Origin of the sequence: Francisella halioticida (assembly GCF_002211785.1) — a bacterium.
Taxonomy (GTDB): domain Bacteria; phylum Pseudomonadota; class Gammaproteobacteria; order Francisellales; family Francisellaceae; genus Francisella; species Francisella halioticida.
This window is the reverse complement of sequence record NZ_CP022132.1, coordinates 789,502-809,466: the sequence shown is the minus strand read 5'-3', so window position 1 is coordinate 809,466 and position 19,965 is coordinate 789,502. Positions and strand designations below refer to the sequence as shown.

Below are 19,965 nucleotides of genomic sequence, written 5' to 3'. Positions count from 1 at the left end.
TTATACCATTATAAAGTTGATTTTTCAGACCTATGTACTTTAAATATTTAGAAAATTACTTAAATAATTACTTTGAAATAAATGACTACAAAGACTATGCGCCTAATGGCATTCAGATCCAAGGTAATAGAGACATTAAAAAAATTATAACAGGTGTAACAGCTTGCCAAGCTCTTATAGATCAAGCTATAGATGAAAAAGCTGATGCAATTATTGTCCACCATGGTTATTTTTGGAAAGGTGAAAGCTACCCTATAGTTGGTATAAAGTATGAACGTATCGCAAAACTTATAAAAAATGGCATACATCTTTTTGGTTATCATTTACCTCTAGATGGACATAAAGATATTGGTAACAATATTCTCTTGGCTAAGAAACTAAACTTAAGTGATATCGATTTTTTTGAAACAAGATCTAAACCTGATATTTCGGTAATTGGAAACTGCGATTTAGACTTAAATAAATTTAGTAAACTTATCGAAGAAAAGTTAAATCGAAAGCCTACTGTTATAAATGCAAAAATCCAAAATAAAAAAGTGGCTATATGTACAGGTGGAGCCCAAGACTTCATAGAATATGCTTATAATGCTGATGCTGATACTTTCATCTCAGGTGAAATATCAGAAAGAACTACTCATATAGCTCGTGAGTTAGGTATAAATTATATAGCGGCAGGACATCACGCTACAGAAAAAGAAGGAGCAAAAGCTATAGCTAAATTACTTGAAGAAAACTTTAACTTAGAAATTAAATTTATTGATATAAATAATCCTGCTTAATTTAAAAAATTAGACTTTATTTTACGAAATCTTGCTCAATCTCTTCAAGCGTACGGCCGTTAGTTTTTGGTACAAATTTAAAGGCTATAAAGCTATATACTAAAGTACATAATCCACAAAAACCTAAAATAAAACAATAATTACCTCCAAAATATTCAGTAATAGGCATTACAGACGAGGCTAGTATTGCTGAAGCCATACTATTTAAAAATAATGCAATCGCTAATCCTTTACTTCTAATATTTGTTGGCAGAAGTTCTGACATAATTACCCATACATATGCCCCAGGACCAATAGCATAAAAGAATATATATAGTATAAATCCTATAAGTAATACTACACCTTTAGTTGAAGTATCTGGCATTACATAAAGAAGTATGCTTAAAGTTATCAAAACTATTGAAAGCATTAATGTTCCAAATGTGACAATAAATTTTCTTTCAAGTTTATCTGCTATTATGACAGCTAGAGCTGTTGTTAAAAAATTTATCCCAGTGATATACAACACCTCCAATAACCGCTGTATATACAGAACCTAAACCTGTTTGCTTAAGCATAGTTGAGGCATACTGAAGAATACTATTAATTCCTGTCATCTGAGTTAAAATTGCAACGGCAAAAACAATTAATATTGGTATTAAATAATGTCTTTTTGCTAAACTTGACAAAAGAGAGCCTTCATTTTTTGTTTTAGCAATTAGTTGCTTAACTTCATTCATTTGCTCTTTTGCAGCCTTAATACCAATTGTTTCTACAAGAATTTTTTCTGCCTCTTGTTCTTTATTCTTCATAATTAGCCATCGAGGAGACTTTATTAAGAATAAACCTCCTATGAACACAATCAAACCCGGTATTAAAGCAGTAAGAAACATTGCTCTCCAATCACCATGTTCTATACCTGTATTAGGATTTTTTGTAATAAATAACAAGCTTATAGCTGTAGAAATCAATATCCCTGCGGTTAAAAATAATTGAAAACAAGTTACTGCCAAACCTCTAATCAAGCTAGGAACTGACTCTGTTAAATATAAAGGCAATGTTATTGAAATAAAACCGACTGCTATACCTTGAACCAATCTTGAAACTAATAGAAAATCATGGCTTTTGGCATAATAAATCATAAAAACAGATGCTATAAATATAAGCCCTGATAATATTATTACATTTTTTCTGCCAAAAATGTCAGCAAGCACACCCCCAATCAAAATAGCAAATGCGCCTCCAAAAAGAACCGATCCTCCAAGCCAAGATTCTTGGGTAGCTGTAATACCTAATTCTAATTTAATAAAAGGAAGAGCTCCCCCTATTATGCTTATATCATAGCCGTATAACATTCCTCCCATTGCAGAAAAGAATATAATTATAAAGACTTTAAATATATTAGCTTCTTTCATTTTAGCCCTCGCTAAGCTTGTAACTGTTTTATAAAAAATAAATATCTAAATATACAAATAATTAAACAGTCTCAGTGACTTTTTTTAGATTAACAGGACTATCTGGATTAAGGCCTAAAGATACCGCTAATTGATTAACCATGAGATAGAATTCTTGTAGTAAAACAATTGTCTGAAGTATAGAATGAATCTCAACATTAACATGTAAGTGTAGTTTTGCTGCTGACTCTGAATCTGTGGTTGCACAAACTGTTTTCACATTAAGATCTGTCATTTTTTTTACTATCTCATGAGTACCTCTAGCACTTTCATCACTTTGTAAAATAGTAAAGGTAGTAAATGTTTGTGTCATTAAAGCAAAAGGACCATGTAGAACTTCTGCTGAACTAAATGCTTCTGCATGTATACCACACGTTTCTTTAAGTTTTAAAGCCATTTCTTGAGCAATAGGAAATCCAAAACCTCTACCTATGACAAACATATTCTTACTTTCTTTTAATTCTTGGATAGCAGTTGACCAATCTGATTTTAAGCTCTCTTTGAGAGCCTCAGGTAATTTTTTTAGACTTCTTATTAAAGACTCATCTTGATTATATTCTGCAACAATACTAACTAAAGCCACTAGAGAAGTTATAACACTTTTAGTAGCTGCCACAGCATTTTCATCATCTGCTCTGACTGGTAAAACTAAGTCTGCACAATCAGCTAAAGGAGAGTTTTGTTTATTTACAACTGCTAAAGTGGTACATCCTGCTTTTTTACAACCTTCTAAAGCTAGTTTTAGGTCTGGAGATCCTCCTGACTGAGAAATACCTATTGCTAATGTTTTTTCATCGCCAATATTTTTACCATATATAGTTGTTATTGAAGGAGGTAAAGAAGAAACACTAAAACCTAACTGTGTTTCAAATAAATACTTCGCAAAGTTAGCAACACAATCAGAACTACCTCTAGCTATCGTTATAACTCTCTTGATATTTTTTTCTTTTAAATGTAAAACTATATTATCAATAATTTCTCTATTTAAATTAAGCTGATTAGCAACTTTTTCAAAACTACTACTAGTTTCTTGATGCATAAGTGTTTTTCGCATATTTTTCTTAGTCATAAAAAATTCAATATTCCCATTATAATATTGATTTTTCATTTTTACAGCAAAAAGACAAATTAAATTTGAAACATTTATAAAGAAGTATAGTATACCAAATTAGTATAGTATGATAAAATTTTATGCTAAATAACAAGTCTAGAACCAGTGAGATTATCAAACCATGTCAATAATACTTATTTTTTTTATAATTATACTAATATTTCTACAGGTAAAAAAACTTAGTTTTAATATTAGAACAATATTAGCTTTAATAGCTGGGATCTTAATTGGTATTATATATAATTTAATTGATTATCATAGTACAGTATTTATACAAATTAGTGATGTTTTAGGTAATGGATATATCTCATTGCTTAAGATGCTGATCATACCAATAGTACTGACATCAATTACTCACTCAATAATTAACCTTAAAAATTATGATGGCTCTTATGTCATAAAATTTGCTTATAAAACAATAGCTATACTTTTGATTTTAACAGGTATAAGCGCAGCAATTGGTGCTTTGGTAGCAATCATAATGAATTTAGGCCATGGTCTAGATTTAGCTTCAATCACTGGAGATGCTACAAAACAACATACATCTACTATATCTCAAACTATTTTAGGTTTTCTACCTAATAATTTAGTTTATAGTATGAATAAAAATAATGTTATGGCTGTTGTTATTTTTGCAATTTTATTAGGATTTTCAATGTTAATAGCACATCGTGAAAATAGTAAATTAGCAGCTCCATTTATTGATTTTATAGATTCTGTATTTTTTGTTATAAAAAAACTAGCAAGAATAATTATTTCCATCACGCCTTATGGTGTATTAGGTTTAATGATTCAAATGAGTGTTGAACTTGATAAAAACAGTATTTCTACTGTCCTATATTTCATACTAACCTGTTATATAGCTTTAATGTTTGTTCTAATAATGCATATTCTATTATTGCTAATATTTAGAACAAACCTCATTAATTTTTATAAAAACATATGGAGAGCTATGCTAGTTGCTATAACTTCAAGATCAAGCATGGGAACACTTCCATTATCTATAGATGGTTTAAGCAATTATGGTACAACTCGTAGTATTGCAACTTTTGCTCCAACAATGGGGACTACTCTTGGAATGAACGGTTGTGCTGGTGTTTTCCCTGCTGTTCTAGTTATTATGGCTATGAATGCCGCAGGTACACCTATTACATTTTCAACTATACTTTTGATAAGCTTTATTTGTATGATCGCTTCATTAGGTGTATCAGGGATTCCAGGGACAGCTTTTATAGCAGCTGGCGTAGTATTTTCTTACTTTGGTTTACCTTGGCACATGATTGCTTTGATTATTGGTGTTGATGCAATTATTGATAGCTTTAGAACTCCTATAAATATTCACGGCACAATGGTTACTGCAATTATCGTTGACAAAACCACAAAGAAATCCCAACAGTTTTAAGTACCACAAAAAGTAAATTTAACTATTTCTTCTTTATTTGGCTCAGCTATGTATTTTTCATTAGACTTAGTAAACTTATAGGGTTTCCTCAGCACATCTAATAAATTATAAGTATTTCCGAGGCTTCCTTCTTCTGCTGATTTTATAGCTTTTTCTACTTGGTGATTCCTAGGGATAATAACAGGGTTCGACTGGAACATTTTTGAATAGTCTAAGTCTATGTTATTTAATGACTCTAACCAATCACCTAAGCCTTTTGCTTTTAAATCTTTGAATTTTTTATAAGTTAGATCATAGAACGTATTTGTGTAATCTAGCTTATTTTCAAACATAGCAACAAGCAAATTTGAAATAATTTCATCGTAATTATCTACATTATTATCTAACCCTATTTTACTAAGAAACATTTTTTTCCATTTATTTTTATATATTTGTGAATATGTTTGTAGCTTTTGTTGAGCTAATTCAATAGTTTCTCCCTCATTTGCTGAAATCAATTTTAATAGACTTTCTGCAAGTCTAGCTATATTCCATCCAGCTATAGATCCTTGGTTTGCAAATGCATAACGTCCATTTCTATCAATAGAGCTAAATACAGTATCTGGATCATAAGTATCCATAAAAGCACAAGGGCCATAATCAATAGTTTCACCTGAAATAGTCATATTATCAGTATTCATAACTCCATGGATAAAGCCAACTCTCTCCCACTCCGAGATCAAGCTAGTTTGTTTATCTATGACGTAGTCAAGCAAACTCAGAGCTTTATTACCATTATGAGAAATTTTATATCTATCAATAGTATAATCAAGTAAATTTTGGGTATATTGCTTACCTAACATAGCTGCGTATTGAAAAGTGCCTACTCTTATATGGCTACTTGCGACTCTTACAGCAATTGCTCCCTGCTCTAGATTATTTCTTTGAATATTTTCACCTGTAGTTATAACCGCTAAAATACGACTAGTCGGTATACCTAAGTTATGCATAGCTTCACTAACGATATATTCTCTAAGCATAGGTCCCAAAGCAGCTTTTCCATCACCACCTCTTGAGAACTTAGTTAAACCAGCTCCTTTAAGATGGAAATCTAATAATTCTCCCTTTGGATTTTGGTACTCTCCTACTAATATGGCTCTACCATCACCAAGCATTGTAAAATTACCAAATTGATGCCCCGCATAAGCTTGCGAAATAGGATTTTTACTGTTATATCCTAATAGTAAACTCAATAGATCTTCTTGCTTATAATCAGAAAATTTTAACCCTAAATCAACTACTAGATCATTATTTAAAAGCAACAATTTTGCATTTGGATATTTATATACAAATTGTTCTGAGAAAAATTTCTCAGATAACTGAGAATAAGTATGTTTAAAATTTATCATATCAGTAGATATACTTTACTATTTTAGTATCATTCTAACAAAATATCAGAATTTACATAACTTTTAGGATAAAATTAATGTAGAGATACATAAATGGTAAAGTCATGGAATATCTTAAATTGGCAATAATCGATTCGGAAAATTATAATAACTTTTCTCGTATTTCTGAAAATAGTTTTGATAGAGTTTAAACTGTCCCTGTTATTCAATACCACTTTATAAAATATTTTTATTCCTTGCTTTTATGCAGCATCTAAAATACCAGAATATACTTCATCATGAGTCATATATCCAATACTAGAATGTAGTCTTTCATTGTTGTAAATATCAATATATTCTTTGATACCTACTTTAGCCTCTTTCATAGTTATATATGATGCCGGATAAACATTTTCATATTTCAGTGTTCTCCAAAATCTCTCAATTGCAATATTATCTATAGATCTTCCTTTAGCATCCATAGATTTATTTATTTTATTATCAGATAATATTTTAATATGCTCTTTTGCTGTATATTGAGTTCCTTGATCAGAGTTAAAGATATCAGGTTTACCATATTTAAATAACGCTTCTTTTAACACACTAGTTGTTAGATGTGTATCCATAGTATTAGAAATCTTCCAAGCTAGTGTTTTCTTGCTATGCCAATCTATTATGGCTACTAAATATGCACATACCCACATTCTAGTCTAATATACGTGATATCAGCACTCCATACCTTATTAGCTTTATCTATAACAACCTGATTCGTCTCATTTTTAAATACATTAAGTAAGTATGGATATTTCTTGTGTTGCTTATTAATGACAGTTGTCTTTTTTTTAGGATACAATGCCTTAATACCCATGAATTCCATAGCACTTTTGATTAGCTTCCTTCCAACTAGAAATCCTAATCTATTTAGCAACTTTACTAGACTTCTCGTACCATAATATGGATGTTTAGTATGTATCAAATCTATTGCATTTAATAGTTTAATATCATCATTACTACTAAATTTTGATATTGGTGTATAATAGTACACACTCTTAGATACAGATAATAGTTTAAGCTGATTATTTAAAGATAATTCTAGCTTAGTATCTACAGAGTTTACTCTATCATTTGATGATACCAAGCTTTTTAGCTTTCCCATTAAAAAATCCCTCTCTACTATTACCTCGACTAGTTTTTTACTTGTTGCATCTTTATCTTTTCTAAGCTCATCTATTTCCTGCTTATACTCCTTAACAATAGAGCTTTTATCAAATGCTAAGCAAGCATTAGATAAAAATTGCTGCTTCCAATTGTGCACGTTTTTAGGAAGTAAATCATACTTACTTGCTATCTCATTAACTGTCATATCGCCTTCTAGCAATTCTATAATTACTTTAGCTTTAAAATCAGCTGTATACGTTACTCTTTTTTTACTCATTTATCTATTTCCTAATTTATCTAGTTAAGATAAACATCTAGGAATAAAAATCTTTCTAAAATCAGTAGCTTTTTCTGGGGACATTATACGTAGAAAGATATCGAGATTTTCGCACTTACCTTAGTATTACTATATTTAGTAATGATCGAATATTCAAAAGGATTACTTCTTACTATACTCGCAAGGGATTTAATATAGCCACTACTGCTCCAACACGATGTGATACAGGTACAAGTAATACAGATCCTAAAATACGTATTAAAAAATTTATAACTTGCCATGACAGTGTGGTTAATAGATCCTTTAAAAAACATTTTAATGAGACAAACAACGAAGCTTTTTATCGATTAATTCAAAGATATTTAGATAAAGATATTCCTAGAAGAATAGTTGATCTATTTATTGATCAAAATATTGTTTATTTTTCAAATAAATCTCGTAAAATTGGTGTTAATGATTCAAAAATATAGTATTAAAAAAACTCCTTATCTCTAGGCTAGATATCACACTTTTATAATGATAAAATAGCTCAACTTTTATATTTAACTCTCTTGGTAAAATTATGGAATATAGAAAATATATTTGTATCGTTTGTGGATTAATTTATGATGAAGCTGAAGGATGGCCAGAAGATGATATTGAACCAGGTACTAAATGGGAAGATGTTACTGATGATTGGGAATGTCCTGACTGCGGTGTTGGTAAAGATGAGTTTGAGCTTCTAGAAGAATAATTGAGATGTCATCATCTTTGTTTCAAAAGATTTCTTTTGAAAATAAAAACTTTATAGTAATGAGGGATGACCTAAATCATCATATTTTTTCAGGTAATAAAGCTAGAAAACTTGCTTACATTTTAAGCAATCCAGGTAACTACGAACAAATTAAGACTATTATTTCTTTTGGTGGCAATCAATCTAATTTTATGCTGGCACTATCACAACTAGCTAAAATTAAAAATTGGGCTTTTCATTACTGGGTAAAACCTTTACCAAAATTTCTTAAACAAAATAAAAATGGTAACTTAAAATTTGCATTAGAAAATGGCATGCAGCTCTTTGAAAGCAATGAAGAGTTAAAGCTTAAAAATATAAAAAGCAAATATCAAAATGCTAAAGATTTTTACTTCTTTGATCAAGGAGGTAAAAATCCTTCTGCTGAAGAAGGTATAGCTAGTTGTGCTTTAGAAATTAAAAAATATTGTGAAGAAAACAAAATCGAAGATTATAGTGTGGTAGTTGCATCAGGAACTGGAACAACAGCTATCTATTTAGAAAAATATTTAAAGCAAAAAATTTTTACAATACCTTGTGTTGGTAGCTCACAATATTTAAAACAGCAATTTAATTATATTGACAAAACTCTAAATCATCCTCAAGTTTTAGAATCCCAATTTCAAAAAAACTTTGGTCAACTAGATATAGAAAACTATAATATTTATAAGAAGCTTCTACAACAAACTGCTATAGAGTTTGATTTACTTTATGATCCAATAGCTTGGCGTGTACTTCTAGCAAACTATAATAATCTGCCAAAACCAATCATATATATTCACTGTGGTGGTACTTCAGGAAATATCACTATGATTAATAGATATAAAAAATTTCTAAATATTAAGCGCTAGTTGCTTTAATTAGTTGGATTCTACCGAGTTGTTTAGATTTGCTGATTTATTCATCACTTGAGTTAGATATTTTTTATTATCCAACATATAAATGTTAACTTTATAGTATTTCAGCAAGTAAAATTTGCTGTCTTCGATAAATAAAACCTTAATAAAATCAAAATGTATTTTTAAAACAACTATAATCAAGTAAGCTTTTTTAGGTACTTTTGCTCATTATTAGTCTATAATTATTGTGATTTTATAAAAATAGGCAAAATTTAATGATTGAAAATTTAAGAAATATTGCGATTATCGCACACGTTGACCATGGTAAAACTACTTTAGTCGATAAATTATTACAACAGTCTGGCACTCTAAATACTCGTGGCCCAGAAGTTGAAAGAGTCATGGATTCAAATGATATTGAGAAAGAAAGAGGTATTACAATCCTTGCAAAAAATACTGCTCTTAAATGGAATAACTATAGAATTAATATCGTAGATACTCCAGGACATGCTGATTTTGGTGGTGAGGTTGAGCGTGTGTTATCTATGGTTGACTCTGTATTATTATTAGTTGATGCAGTTGATGGCCCTATGCCGCAAACAAGATTTGTAACAGAAAAAGCTTTTGCCCAAGGTCTAAAACCTATCGTAGTTATTAATAAAATTGATAGAGATGGTGCTCGTCCTGATTGGGTTGTTGATCAAGTTTTTGATCTTTTTGATAGATTAGGCGCAACAGATGAGCAGTTAGATTTTCCTATTATTTATGCTTCTGCTATTAATGGCTGGGCTACAAATGAGCTTAGTGAAAAAAAAGAAGATATGACTGATCTTTTCCAAGCTATCGTAGACAGTGTTGAACATCCTGATGTAGATGAAGACGGCCCTTTTCAGATGCAAATATCTTCTTTGGATTATTCTAGCTTTACAGGCACTATTGGAATTGGCCGTATCCAAAGAGGTAAAGTTAAAACGAATACTCCTATTACTTTGATTGGGAAAGATGGTAAAACCCGTAATGGCAGGATTTTACAAATATTAGGTTATATGGGTCTAGAAAGAGTTGAAGTACCAGAAGCACAAGCTGGTGATATAGTTTGTATTACTGGTATGGAAGGTTTGAATATATCAGACACTCTATGTAGCCCTAATAAAGTAGAAGCATTACCTGAGCTTTCTGTAGATGAACCAACTATTAGTATGACCTTTCAGGTTAATAACTCTCCATTTGCAGGTAAGGAAGGTAAATATGTAACTTCACGCCAAATCAAAGATCGTTTAGATAAAGAATTACTTACAAATGTAGCTCTAAAAGTTGAACAACTTGAAGATGCTGATAAGTTTAAGGTCTCTGGTCGTGGCGAACTTCATCTTTCAATTTTACTTGAAAATATGCGTAGAGAAAATTTTGAGATTGCTGTATCTAGACCTCATGTAATATTTAAAGATGTTAATGGTGAAAGACATGAACCATATGAGCAAGCTATCATCGATATTGAAGAAGAGCACCAAGGCACTGTAATGGAACGCATGGGACTACGCCAAGGTGAACTTAAAAATATGGAACCAGATGGAAAAGGTCGTGTAAAACTTGAGTTTATAATACCATCACGTGGCTTAATTGGCTTTTATACGGAGTTTTTAACAATTACCTCAGGTTCAGGTATTTTAAACAAAGTCTTTGACCACTATGGTCCTATGAAAAAACAGACTTTAGAAACTCGTCAGAACGGTACACTAGTTTCTATGCTATCTGGTAAAGCAGTAGCTTTTGCTCTTTGGAATCTTCAAGAAAGAGGTAAAATGTTTATTAATCATGGTACAGATGTCTATGAAGGTATGATTATTGGTATTCATAATAGAGATAATGATCTAGCTGTAAATCCATGTAAAGGTAAGCAGCTAACTAATGTTCGTGCTTCTGGTAAAGATGAAGCTCTTACACTAGTAACACCAATCAAGCTTACTCTTGAATATGCTCTGGAATTTATCGAAGATGATGAATTAGTTGAAATTACACCAGTATCTATTAGATTAAGAAAAAAACATCTAACCGAATCTGATCGTAAAAAAGCAGCTCGTGGGGCTCTTTAATTTCATATTCCCTTCTATACTACATATAAATATTTTTGAGAGTGTAAACTAAAAGATAGTTTTGATTTTCTTATGAAAATCCTCTTGAATATTCTTAAGTAAATTTAGCTATTCTTGATGCTTATAGCCAGATCTTTAATACTTTTAGGCGACTTGGTAGCCTTATCTCCTATAATCTTTTTCTTATAAAGATTACTTATTTGATCATTATATATTTCTGAAATAATTCTTTGTTTTAGAGACATCTAATAATTTATAAACTTTAGAATGATAACAGCATGTTTGTGTATATAATCACAGTATTATAAGCATGCTTTTCACTATGAAAGTATTAGCTTAGTTATTCTTGACAGTTGTAATTGCCAAAATTATCTTTAACGCAATGACGGCCACAAATTATTTTATTGTAGTTATCAACGTGGCAAGAATCCTTTCTATAAGAAGCGCATTTAACTTGGAAATTATTAGATACGCAACCATAACCACATGTGGCACCAGCACCAAATTTTGCTATACATTGCATATCTCTTTTAGGTGCACATGCTCCTATTAAACCACCATCTGAGGCACAGTGATAACCACATTTTTTTTCAGTTCCGACGTTAATACACTCCCATTCACCTTCATGATGATGATGATGATAATCGCCTTCACCATCATTACCGCCATCAATATAGGCAGTATTATCTGAGTAACCTCATGACTCTGCTAATTGATAAGCCATTCCATCACAGGAACACAACATAATTGCTATAGCAATAATAAGTATCTTCTGAAGTAATTTTTTCATAATATAGATGAGATAAATTATTTAATTTTCGTATCATAACATAAAGAGATTACTTAATTAAATTTTTCTACCAAATCAATAAATATCTAATTTTGGACATTAACTAGCTAAGGTCAGTTAATAATTAAGCTTTGGAAAATAAACATGTGTCGTGCCTACATCCTCATTCTCTAATTTCAATATAATAATAGAATCATCTTCTCCGACTATTATTCCTTTTACAGGAGAATTTATCCAACTTTGAAAACCACCATTAACAAATGAAGTCTCTTGACCAATTCTTGATAACTCTAAATATTTTTCATCAATTTTTGTAGGGTCTGAGCTTCTTGCTGCTTTCAAAGTAAACTGTCCCTGTTATTCAATACCACTTTATAAAATATTTTTATTCCTTGCTTTTATGCAGCATCTAAAATACCAGAATATACTTCATCATGAGTCATATATCCAATACTAGAATGTAGTCTTTCATTGTTGTAAATATCAATATATTCTTTGATACCTACTTTAGCCTCTTTCATAGTTATATATGATGCCGGATAAACATTTTCATATTTCAGTGTTCTCCAAAATCTCTCAATTGCAATATTATCTATAGATCTTCCTTTAGCATCCATAGATATATTTATTTTATTATCAGATAATATTTTAATATGCTCTTTTGCTGTATATTGAGTTCCTTGATCAGAGTTCAAGATATCAGGTTTACCATATTTAAATAACGCTTCTTTTAACACACTAGTTGTTAGATGTGTATCCATAGTATTAGAAATCTTCCAAGCTAGTGTTTTCTTGCTATGCCAATCTATTATGGCTACTAAATATGCATACCCACATTCTAGTCTAATATACGTGATATCAGCACTCCATACCTTATTAGCTTTATCTATAACAACCTGATTCGTCTCATTTTTAAATACATTAAGTAAGTATGGATATTTCTTGTGTTGCTTATTAATGACAGTTGTCTTTTTTTTAGGATACAATGCCTTAATACCCATTAATTCCATAGCACTTTTGATTAGCTTCCTTCCAACTAGAAATCCTAATCTATTTAGCAACTTTACTAGACTTCTCGTACCATAATATGGATGTTTAGTATGTATCAAATCTATTGCATTTAATAGTTTAATATCATCATTACTACTAAATTTTGATATTGGTGTATAATAGTAACACTCTTAGATACAGATAATAGTTTAAGCTGATTATTTAAAGATAATTCTAGCTTAGTATCTACAGAGTTTACTCTATTATTTGATGATACCAAGCTTTTTAGCTTTCCCATTAAAAAATCCCTCTCTACTATTACCTCGACTAGTTTTTTACTTGTTGCATCTTTATCTTTTCTAAGCTCATCTATTTCCTGCTTATACTCCTTAACAACAGAGCTTTTATCAAATGCTAAGCAAGCATTAGATAAAAATTGCTGCTTCCAATTATGCACGTTTTTAGGAAGTAAATCATACTTACTTGCTATCTCATTAACTGTCATATCGCCTTCTAGCAATTCTATAATTACTTTAGCTTTAAAATCAGCTGTATACGTTACTCTTTTTTTACTCATTTATCTATTTCCTAATTTATCTAGTTAACTTTAACATCTAGGAATAAAAATCTTTCTAAAATCAGTAGCTTTTTCTGGGGACATTATACAATATAGCCCCTATAAAATTTTTACTTTTACCATAAAAGCCATATACTAAACTAAAAGATAATGCTGCTATAGATATATTAAAAAGTAGCATCTTATCAAGAATGTGATCAATAAAAAATGTTGCTATTAGATAGCTTAAAATAGCAATACAGAAAACTAAAACTTTATTTGAGCTAGCAGTTTTGGTATAACTACTATGAGCAAAAATTACTGATGCCATAGTATTCCATAGAGCTGCTATAGTTGTTGTGGCAATCAAGAATATTACAATATAAAAGTAGATTTATATAACTAATGGTAATTTTCTCGCTACAATACTAGCTAAAGCCAAATCTGGATTATTCAAAGCTAATTGTTTAGAAAAAGAAGCTGTAATAAAAATAGCTATCACATAAAATAAACTAACTAATATTGCTGTCACAAGCATTGAATAAAAAGCTACCTTCGGTGATTTTGCAGAAAAAATATTTTGTCCATACCATGGAGAGAGAATATAAGTAAAACAAGTCAATATAACTAATGATAAAGTAAATAAAATTGGCAAACTAGTATGACTTTTAATATTAATCTGAATACCTTGTTGATGATACTTATAAAAATAAATCCCAAAGAATATAAATAATAGCGAAGATAAAATAAAGCTTACTTTATCAATCTGGATAATTGACTTAAGTCCAGAATTAACAGTAGCAATAAACATAACTAAACAAGAGATAAAAGTAATTAATGCTTTGGAATAATCTGGAAATATAACTTCTAAGCAAACAGTTATTAATGTATAAAGTTTGATCCAAACCCTAACATTGCAACCCATAAACATATCGCCGCAAAAGTTCCAAAAGCTTTATTATAGCGATAGCTAAAATATTGTGTAATACTTATAGCATCAAACTTTTCCATTTCTTTGCTACTGTAATTGCATAAAAAAATAAACCAAATAAAAATACTAGCCCAAGTGAAATTGCCGAAAAACCATAATTATAGCCTAGACTAGAAAACCCAATAAGAGTTGAAGTATTTAATTCAGTCATCACTAAAGTTGCTGTTAGAGCAAAAAAACCAACCTTTTTACCCGCCGTATAATAATTTGATATTGGTAGGTTATTATTTTCCATAAGATTTTCTTATATGCTAGCTAGGTAACTGATTTAAATTCCAGTTATAGTTTTGATAATTAATTACTTTATTTTTATCTAATATTGCCTCTTTTTTAACTTTGCTAGCTAAATATTTAGCTATAAACTGACGCATTTGTATTTGATCACCAAAATCACTACCATACCAATCAAATATTTTTGATATATAAATATTATTATCTTTTAATTTAAAACCTTTAGAACTATTTATCCAGGTAGTAAATGACTTATTTAATTGCTTGTTTATCTGATCTCCTTGATAAGCAGTTTTAGATAAATTAGGACAACTTATAGAAGCGCAATTAACAGCAGAATGAACTCTTGGGTCATGCCATATCGGACGAATAATTCGATGCTCTATGTCATTTAAAGTTAGTTCTTTATTATTAATATTGACAATTTTTTGATCCCAAACTTTAGAAAAACCAAACCAACCTTTATCAATATTGGTAATTGATTTTACTGGATAATATTGCAAAATAGTCTTTATAGTCAACATATTGTACATATTTATCCAATATGCTAGCTGCTGATTTTTATTATAATTTAAAATATCTATTTTAGAATAATTGCTTATTATCTCATTTAACTTCTGCTTATCGTTTTTAGATGCCTCAGCATAGTTAACAAATGTTTGATTTCCCTTTTGCACAACATATTTATCTAAAAAATCTTGCCAAGGTTTAAAATCTATTTTTGCTGTTGATGATGGATTTGATTTATTCCAATAACTCCAAAGCTGTGCACTTGGTGCTCCATACAAAGATGCAGTCATAAAAAATAACAGAATATATTTGGATATATTTAATTTTTTCATCTTAAACCTTTATTTGATTATAAAACTCATAAACTCTATAAAAAGTTGTCCATAACACTAAAATAGTAAATAAGATACCTAACCATAGTACTGTTGATGGTAACAAAATCATAACAATAAAAAATATAAAAGTTTCTGCTCTTTCCATTAATCCTGGTGAATAATAAAAACTCTTTGATGATTGCTGTTGACTAAATATTCCTACAAGTAGAAAACTACTTACACAAACAATTATAGACATCATCATAACTAATCCAACCCAAGCAATTTCTGGCTGGAAAACAAAAACAGCAATAATGATTAATGATTCAACAAAACGATCAGATAAAATATCAAGCATCGTACCAAATGATGAGTTGGATTTTTGTAACCTTGCAACACTACCATCTAAGACATCTAAATAACCAGATATTAAAAGAAATACCACTGCTAACCATGGTGTCAACAGCACTAGTATAGCGCTTATAAAACCTGTTATAAGAGACAATATTGTTAAAATATTTGGTTTTATATTTAAAGCAGATAATGCAGCTGCCACTGCATTTATAAAATACTTTTGAAACCAAGGCCTGACGCTTTGCTCTAACATAATACTCCCAACTAGAACTTTAGTAAAAAACTAACTATTCTTTTAACCTTTTCACTATATAGAGATGGCGTAAAATACGAACCAGCAACACGCTTATTTAATTCACTAAGAGTTGGGTATGGCACAATATGTGAAGCCATTTGTTTAATTTTTAGTTTATTTTTAATAGCTAATGTCCATTGAGTAATAAGCTCACCAGCTTGCTCTCCTACTATGCTAGCTCCTAAAATATAACCTTTTTTATTAACAGCTATTTTAACTACGCCATTTGTAGAAAGATTTGCCTGTGCTCTATCATTACTATCATATGGCAATGTTAATATAGTAGCGCCCTCTTGCTCTGCTTGCTTAATAGGCATTCCAGCATGAGCCACTTCTGGGGTTGTATATATAGCCCACGGAAAACTTGAATAGTTAACTTTAGCTGGTAATTTAAATAGAATATTCTGAATAACAATTCCAGCATGATAACCAGCTGTATGAGTAAACTGATACTGACTAGCCAAATCACCAATTGCATATATATTCTTATAGTTAGTACGCAATCTAGTATCAACATTTACTCCTCTTGCAGAGTGTTTAATGCCTACTTTTTCTAAATTAAGCTTTTCTATATTTGGTTGTCTTCCAGTAGCTACTAATAGATGAGAACCACTATAAACACCACCACTAGTTTCTAATTGTATTTGAGTATCTTGTTTTGAGACTTTTGTTACTTTAGTATTTGTTACTACATTTATACCAAGTTTTTCAAACTCATCTAGTAGTATTTGCCTACAATCACTATCAACAGGACCTAATATAGTAGGCTCTGCCTCAAGAATTGTTACCTTAGAACCTAACAAAGCGTGTGCCTGAGCTAATTCAACTCCAATTGGCCCGCCACCCATGACAAGTAAATGCTCAGGCTGTTTATCTAAACTAAAAATTGTCTCATTTGTCAGATAATCAACATCTGCTAAACCCTCTATTGGAAATATTTTTGCTCGTGAGCCAGTTGCTAAAACTATATATTTAGCTTTGATTTGTATATCACCAGCCTGGACAGTTTTTTTATCTACAATATGTGCATAATCTTGGATAACATCAACACCCAAAGACTCAAATCTCTCAACTGAGTCATGAGGCTCTATCTTGGCTATTACATTGGCAACATGTTCTTGTACTTTTTTATAGTCAGTTGCAAAGTTTTTAATATCAATCCCAAATTCTTTAGCTTTGTGACAATTATGTATAATTCGTGAAGCTTCGATCATAGCTTTAGATGGAACACAGCCATAGTTTAAACAATCACCACCCATCTTTCCACCCTCACAGAGAACGACTCTTGCTCCCATTTGCACTGCACCAGCAGCAACAGATAGACCACCAGAACCACCACCAATTACACAAATGTCTGTTTTTATTTGCTTCATACTCTAGCTCCTTTAATCTTTTTGTATATAACGGGAACAAGTGACAATATAGCCAGGGCAATTATAGGTAAGATAAACTGCGGTGCAAAAATAATACCCATATCTAAATCTTTACCTTGACTTAACACAAAACCTAGTCCCGTACCAACCCAAGTATAGATTAATGAGCCAGGTATAATACCTAATAAAGTTGCCCAAAAAAACGTCGATAAGCTTATGCCAATGGCTCCACAAGCTATATTTATAGCAAAAAACGGAAATAATGGTATTAGACGAAGTGTTAACAAATAGCTAAAAGCATTATCTTTAAAGCCTTTACGTAATTTCTCAATATTACCTTTTGCTTTAGCTTTTAATGTTTCACCAAAAGCTGTTTTTACAGCTAAGAATAATAAACATGCACCAATAGTAGCACCTAAAATTACCCAGATAAAACCAGGTAACAAACCAAATAAGAAACCTCCTAGCAAAGTCATAATAGTTGCTCCAGGTATCGAGAAGGCTACTACTATAATATAAATAATAATAAATACTAATGAACTAAGCCAAAAATATGAATGTGTCCAATTGACCAAATCTTGATAATGTTGCTTTACTGCTGCTAAAGATAAATATTTCTGCCCACCTAAAGAAACAAATATAACTAAACCTAGTATTAAAAGTAAGATAGGGATATAACGTTTGAATTTACCCATTTTATATGACCTCAACTATCTAAATTATAAAGAACCGTATATTTGTAATAGTATACTAAATTAGTCTAGAATATAATTAAAAATTAAATAAGTTTGTTTAGATGAAATTGTTAAGTAAAAAATTTTAGTATGGTTAATCAAATAAACTATCTTAAGGATAGTAAATCTTTAGACTTCAAAATAGTATTAAAGTACAGAGGTTTATCTAAAAAAACCTAAGTTTGGCATAATTATTATGTTAATTTTTCTGAATTATGCATCTCATTCTCAAGCAGATCCAAAGAAAGTATTTTAGGCTAAGCTATAGGCCCACAAAGAATATTAACGAAAGAAGCATATTCTGATCTGTGCCGAGCGTACTCTGTTTGAGATATGTTTTTAAATTAATTATTCACAGTTTTAATAGTATTTTTTCCTCAGCAAAAGTTTATCTTGTAATATCATAAGCTTAGCTTTCATATTTTTTCTAATTCTTATAATAAGCTTTAAATCTCTTACGAATAACAATGCTGAAAGGATTTTTCTGATATAACTTTTATCCCCTACAAGTTTGCCTGTTAGACCTTGGATTAGGTGTTCCACACATACTCTACCTTCTATTTAAAAGCCGTTATTTCACATTTATCATTAATCACCGAATATAACTTAAAATAAGGTTCTATAGTTGCTTTGATGAAATATTATCAAAATAGTTAAAGCTCTTAGGGATGACAATATTGCTATTTCATCTGCTCACTTTGGTGCTTTTATTACCGCTAAAGATTATCATAAAATGTTAAATAAACTAGAGAAAATGGATACAAAATAATACTAGGTCCAAATATCTATAATCAAAAAGATAGAGTGAAGGAATACAGAACATTTTTTGAGGATTGTAATAGTATAACTCTAATATTTTAGATTCAAAAAGTTGAAATATATTTATTACAGAATAATTAAGCTAGTCTCTAGCTGCCTGATAAGCACTTATATATTTTAATATAAAAAAATCTTTTGTTTGTGACTTAATTACTTTAACAGCTCTAAAAACATCTTCACCATTATCAACAAGATTATGAAATTGCTTAATAAAATCATTCTTTTTTGAGTTACTCATATTTATATACTTTAATTTTAAATAAATGTGTGCTTATTATAATTACATATTTGCTATAAAAAAATACTATTAAAGCTTATGTAATATAATACCCCATAAAATTCAACAAAAATTTTGAGAATTTAGTTAACAATACGCTAGTGTAAATTACCATAAATTAATCTTGAAGACATTCTACTGACCAATTAAAGTTCTTTCTCCTCCAAAATTCATATAATAATGGCCATTGCTCTGTATGTAAGACGATCTTTCTACCCAAACGAAACAAAATATCCAGAATTAGGAATTATGTTTAATTGATATGCAATTGTTTTAGTATTCTTGACAGTAGCACCGGATTCTAAGCCAATTTAACCATTATCCAAATGATACCTACTATTGCAATCAAAACCAGCATTCTGATCATTCTGAGTCACTACCGCATGTACACAATAATTTGAGCTACTGAAGGGAAGCGTGGTAGGCTATTCCAAATCTCTATAATGTCCCCAGAAAAAGATACTGATTTTAGAAAGATTTTTATTCCTAGATGTTAAAGT

22 protein-coding genes and 2 pseudogenes are annotated in these 19,965 nt (G+C 30.3%); 6 read left to right on the top strand and 18 right to left on the bottom strand.

Annotated elements, in window-relative coordinates; genetic code table 11:
• Positions 1 to 32: 32 nt before the first annotated feature.
• On the top strand, positions 33 to 779 hold the full coding sequence (locus tag CDV26_RS04425; protein ID WP_088772258.1) for a Nif3-like dinuclear metal center hexameric protein: 747 nt from the start codon (positions 33 to 35) through the stop codon (positions 777 to 779).
• Positions 780 to 795: 16 nt separating this feature from the next.
• Here the strand turns inward: CDV26_RS04425 and CDV26_RS04420 are convergent.
• Positions 796 to 2,173: pseudogene (locus CDV26_RS04420) on the bottom strand (sugar porter family MFS transporter).
• A 61-nt stretch (positions 2,174 to 2,234) separates the two neighbouring features.
• Positions 2,235 to 3,266, bottom strand: a complete 1,032-nt coding sequence (locus CDV26_RS04415) for an SIS domain-containing protein (protein WP_088773449.1) — start codon at positions 3,264 to 3,266, stop codon at positions 2,235 to 2,237.
• Positions 3,267 to 3,444: 178 nt separating this feature from the next.
• Between CDV26_RS04415 and CDV26_RS04410 the strand changes: the two genes are divergently transcribed.
• Entirely contained in the window at positions 3,445 to 4,725 is a 1,281-nt protein-coding gene (locus CDV26_RS04410; protein WP_088772257.1) for a dicarboxylate/amino acid:cation symporter, read from the top strand.
• Here the strand turns inward: CDV26_RS04410 and CDV26_RS04405 are convergent.
• The 3 genes from CDV26_RS04405 to CDV26_RS12940 form a co-directional block, all read right to left on the bottom strand.
• Entirely contained in the window at positions 4,722 to 6,113 is a 1,392-nt protein-coding gene (locus tag CDV26_RS04405; protein WP_088772256.1) for a protein adenylyltransferase SelO, read from the bottom strand. The two genes, CDV26_RS04410 and CDV26_RS04405, sit on opposite strands and share 4 nt — an antisense overlap.
• Before the next feature lie 242 nt (positions 6,114 to 6,355).
• Positions 6,356 to 6,796 carry a DDE-type integrase/transposase/recombinase gene (locus tag CDV26_RS12945; protein ID WP_245806505.1) on the bottom strand — a complete coding sequence of 147 codons (441 nt, stop codon included), beginning with the start codon at positions 6,794 to 6,796 and terminating at the stop codon, positions 6,356 to 6,358.
• Positions 6,775 to 7,527, bottom strand: a complete 753-nt coding sequence (locus CDV26_RS12940; RefSeq protein WP_245806504.1) for a transposase — start codon at positions 7,525 to 7,527, stop codon at positions 6,775 to 6,777. Before CDV26_RS12940 ends, CDV26_RS12945 begins: the two co-directional genes overlap by 22 nt.
• An 86-nt stretch (positions 7,528 to 7,613) precedes the next feature.
• Here CDV26_RS12940 and CDV26_RS04390 point away from each other — a divergent pair.
• From CDV26_RS04390 to typA, 4 genes and pseudogenes are all read left to right on the top strand, one after another.
• Positions 7,614 to 7,997, top strand: a pseudogene (locus tag CDV26_RS04390) (hypothetical protein); the annotation flags it as partial.
• A gap of 92 nt (positions 7,998 to 8,089) precedes the next feature.
• The gene (locus CDV26_RS04385; RefSeq protein ID WP_088772255.1) at positions 8,090 to 8,260 is read left to right on the top strand and encodes a rubredoxin; all 171 of its coding nucleotides are present in this window, start codon (positions 8,090 to 8,092) and stop codon (positions 8,258 to 8,260) included.
• A gap of 5 nt (positions 8,261 to 8,265) precedes the next feature.
• On the top strand, positions 8,266 to 9,150 hold the full coding sequence (locus CDV26_RS04380) for a 1-aminocyclopropane-1-carboxylate deaminase (RefSeq protein ID WP_169709713.1): 885 nt from the start codon (positions 8,266 to 8,268) through the stop codon (positions 9,148 to 9,150).
• Between the two features lie 263 nt (positions 9,151 to 9,413).
• On the top strand, positions 9,414 to 11,231 hold the full coding sequence (gene typA, locus CDV26_RS04375; RefSeq protein ID WP_088772254.1) for a translational GTPase TypA: 1,818 nt from the start codon (positions 9,414 to 9,416) through the stop codon (positions 11,229 to 11,231).
• A gap of 340 nt (positions 11,232 to 11,571) precedes the next feature.
• On the opposite strand, the gene CDV26_RS12010 is transcribed toward typA, so the two are convergent.
• The 13 genes from CDV26_RS12010 to CDV26_RS12005 all read right to left on the bottom strand — a co-directional run bounded on the left by CDV26_RS12010 (position 11,572) and on the right by CDV26_RS12005 (position 19,426).
• Positions 11,572 to 11,754, bottom strand: a complete 183-nt coding sequence (locus CDV26_RS12010) for a hypothetical protein (RefSeq protein WP_157671456.1) — start codon at positions 11,752 to 11,754, stop codon at positions 11,572 to 11,574.
• 384 nt (positions 11,755 to 12,138) lie between these two features.
• Positions 12,139 to 12,363 (bottom strand): hypothetical protein, encoded by a 225-nt coding sequence (locus tag CDV26_RS04370; protein ID WP_088772253.1) that lies wholly within the window; start codon positions 12,361 to 12,363, stop codon positions 12,139 to 12,141.
• Between the two features lie 56 nt (positions 12,364 to 12,419).
• Positions 12,420 to 13,154, bottom strand: coding sequence for an IS3 family transposase (locus CDV26_RS12935; protein ID WP_338029167.1), 735 nt, complete (start codon positions 13,152 to 13,154; stop codon positions 12,420 to 12,422).
• On the bottom strand, positions 13,142 to 13,588 hold the full coding sequence (locus CDV26_RS12930) for a transposase (protein ID WP_245806503.1): 447 nt from the start codon (positions 13,586 to 13,588) through the stop codon (positions 13,142 to 13,144). The genes CDV26_RS12935 and CDV26_RS12930 overlap by 13 nt, the downstream gene beginning before the upstream one ends.
• 61 nt (positions 13,589 to 13,649) lie before the next feature.
• Complete coding sequence (locus CDV26_RS12925) at positions 13,650 to 13,898, bottom strand: hypothetical protein (RefSeq protein WP_245806502.1); 249 nt, start codon at positions 13,896 to 13,898, stop codon at positions 13,650 to 13,652.
• Between the two features lie 63 nt (positions 13,899 to 13,961).
• On the bottom strand, positions 13,962 to 14,492 hold the full coding sequence (locus tag CDV26_RS12920) for an SLC5/6 family protein (RefSeq protein ID WP_245806501.1): 531 nt from the start codon (positions 14,490 to 14,492) through the stop codon (positions 13,962 to 13,964).
• A gap of 64 nt (positions 14,493 to 14,556) precedes the next feature.
• Positions 14,557 to 14,793, bottom strand: a complete 237-nt coding sequence (locus tag CDV26_RS12915) for a sodium:solute symporter family transporter (protein WP_245806500.1) — start codon at positions 14,791 to 14,793, stop codon at positions 14,557 to 14,559.
• 16 nt (positions 14,794 to 14,809) lie between these two features.
• Complete coding sequence (locus CDV26_RS04355) at positions 14,810 to 15,631, bottom strand: DUF547 domain-containing protein (protein WP_088772252.1); 822 nt, start codon at positions 15,629 to 15,631, stop codon at positions 14,810 to 14,812.
• Position 15,632: 1 nt separating this feature from the next.
• Complete coding sequence (locus CDV26_RS04350) at positions 15,633 to 16,220, bottom strand: CDP-alcohol phosphatidyltransferase family protein (RefSeq protein ID WP_088772251.1); 588 nt, start codon at positions 16,218 to 16,220, stop codon at positions 15,633 to 15,635.
• 11 nt (positions 16,221 to 16,231) lie between these two features.
• The gene (locus CDV26_RS04345; protein WP_088772250.1) at positions 16,232 to 17,635 is read right to left on the bottom strand and encodes a dihydrolipoyl dehydrogenase family protein; all 1,404 of its coding nucleotides are present in this window, start codon (positions 17,633 to 17,635) and stop codon (positions 16,232 to 16,234) included.
• Positions 17,632 to 18,330, bottom strand: coding sequence for a TVP38/TMEM64 family protein (locus CDV26_RS04340; RefSeq protein ID WP_088772249.1), 699 nt, complete (start codon positions 18,328 to 18,330; stop codon positions 17,632 to 17,634). The genes CDV26_RS04345 and CDV26_RS04340 overlap by 4 nt, the downstream gene beginning before the upstream one ends.
• A 399-nt stretch (positions 18,331 to 18,729) precedes the next feature.
• Positions 18,730 to 18,912: a transposase gene (locus CDV26_RS13945; RefSeq protein ID WP_157671454.1), complete on the bottom strand. Its 183-nt coding sequence runs from the start codon at positions 18,910 to 18,912 to the stop codon at positions 18,730 to 18,732.
• A 358-nt stretch (positions 18,913 to 19,270) separates the two neighbouring features.
• A complete protein-coding gene (locus CDV26_RS12005; protein ID WP_157671452.1) occupies positions 19,271 to 19,426 on the bottom strand; it encodes a hypothetical protein in 156 nt (51 codons plus the stop codon).
• Positions 19,427 to 19,965: the final 539 nt, after the last annotated feature.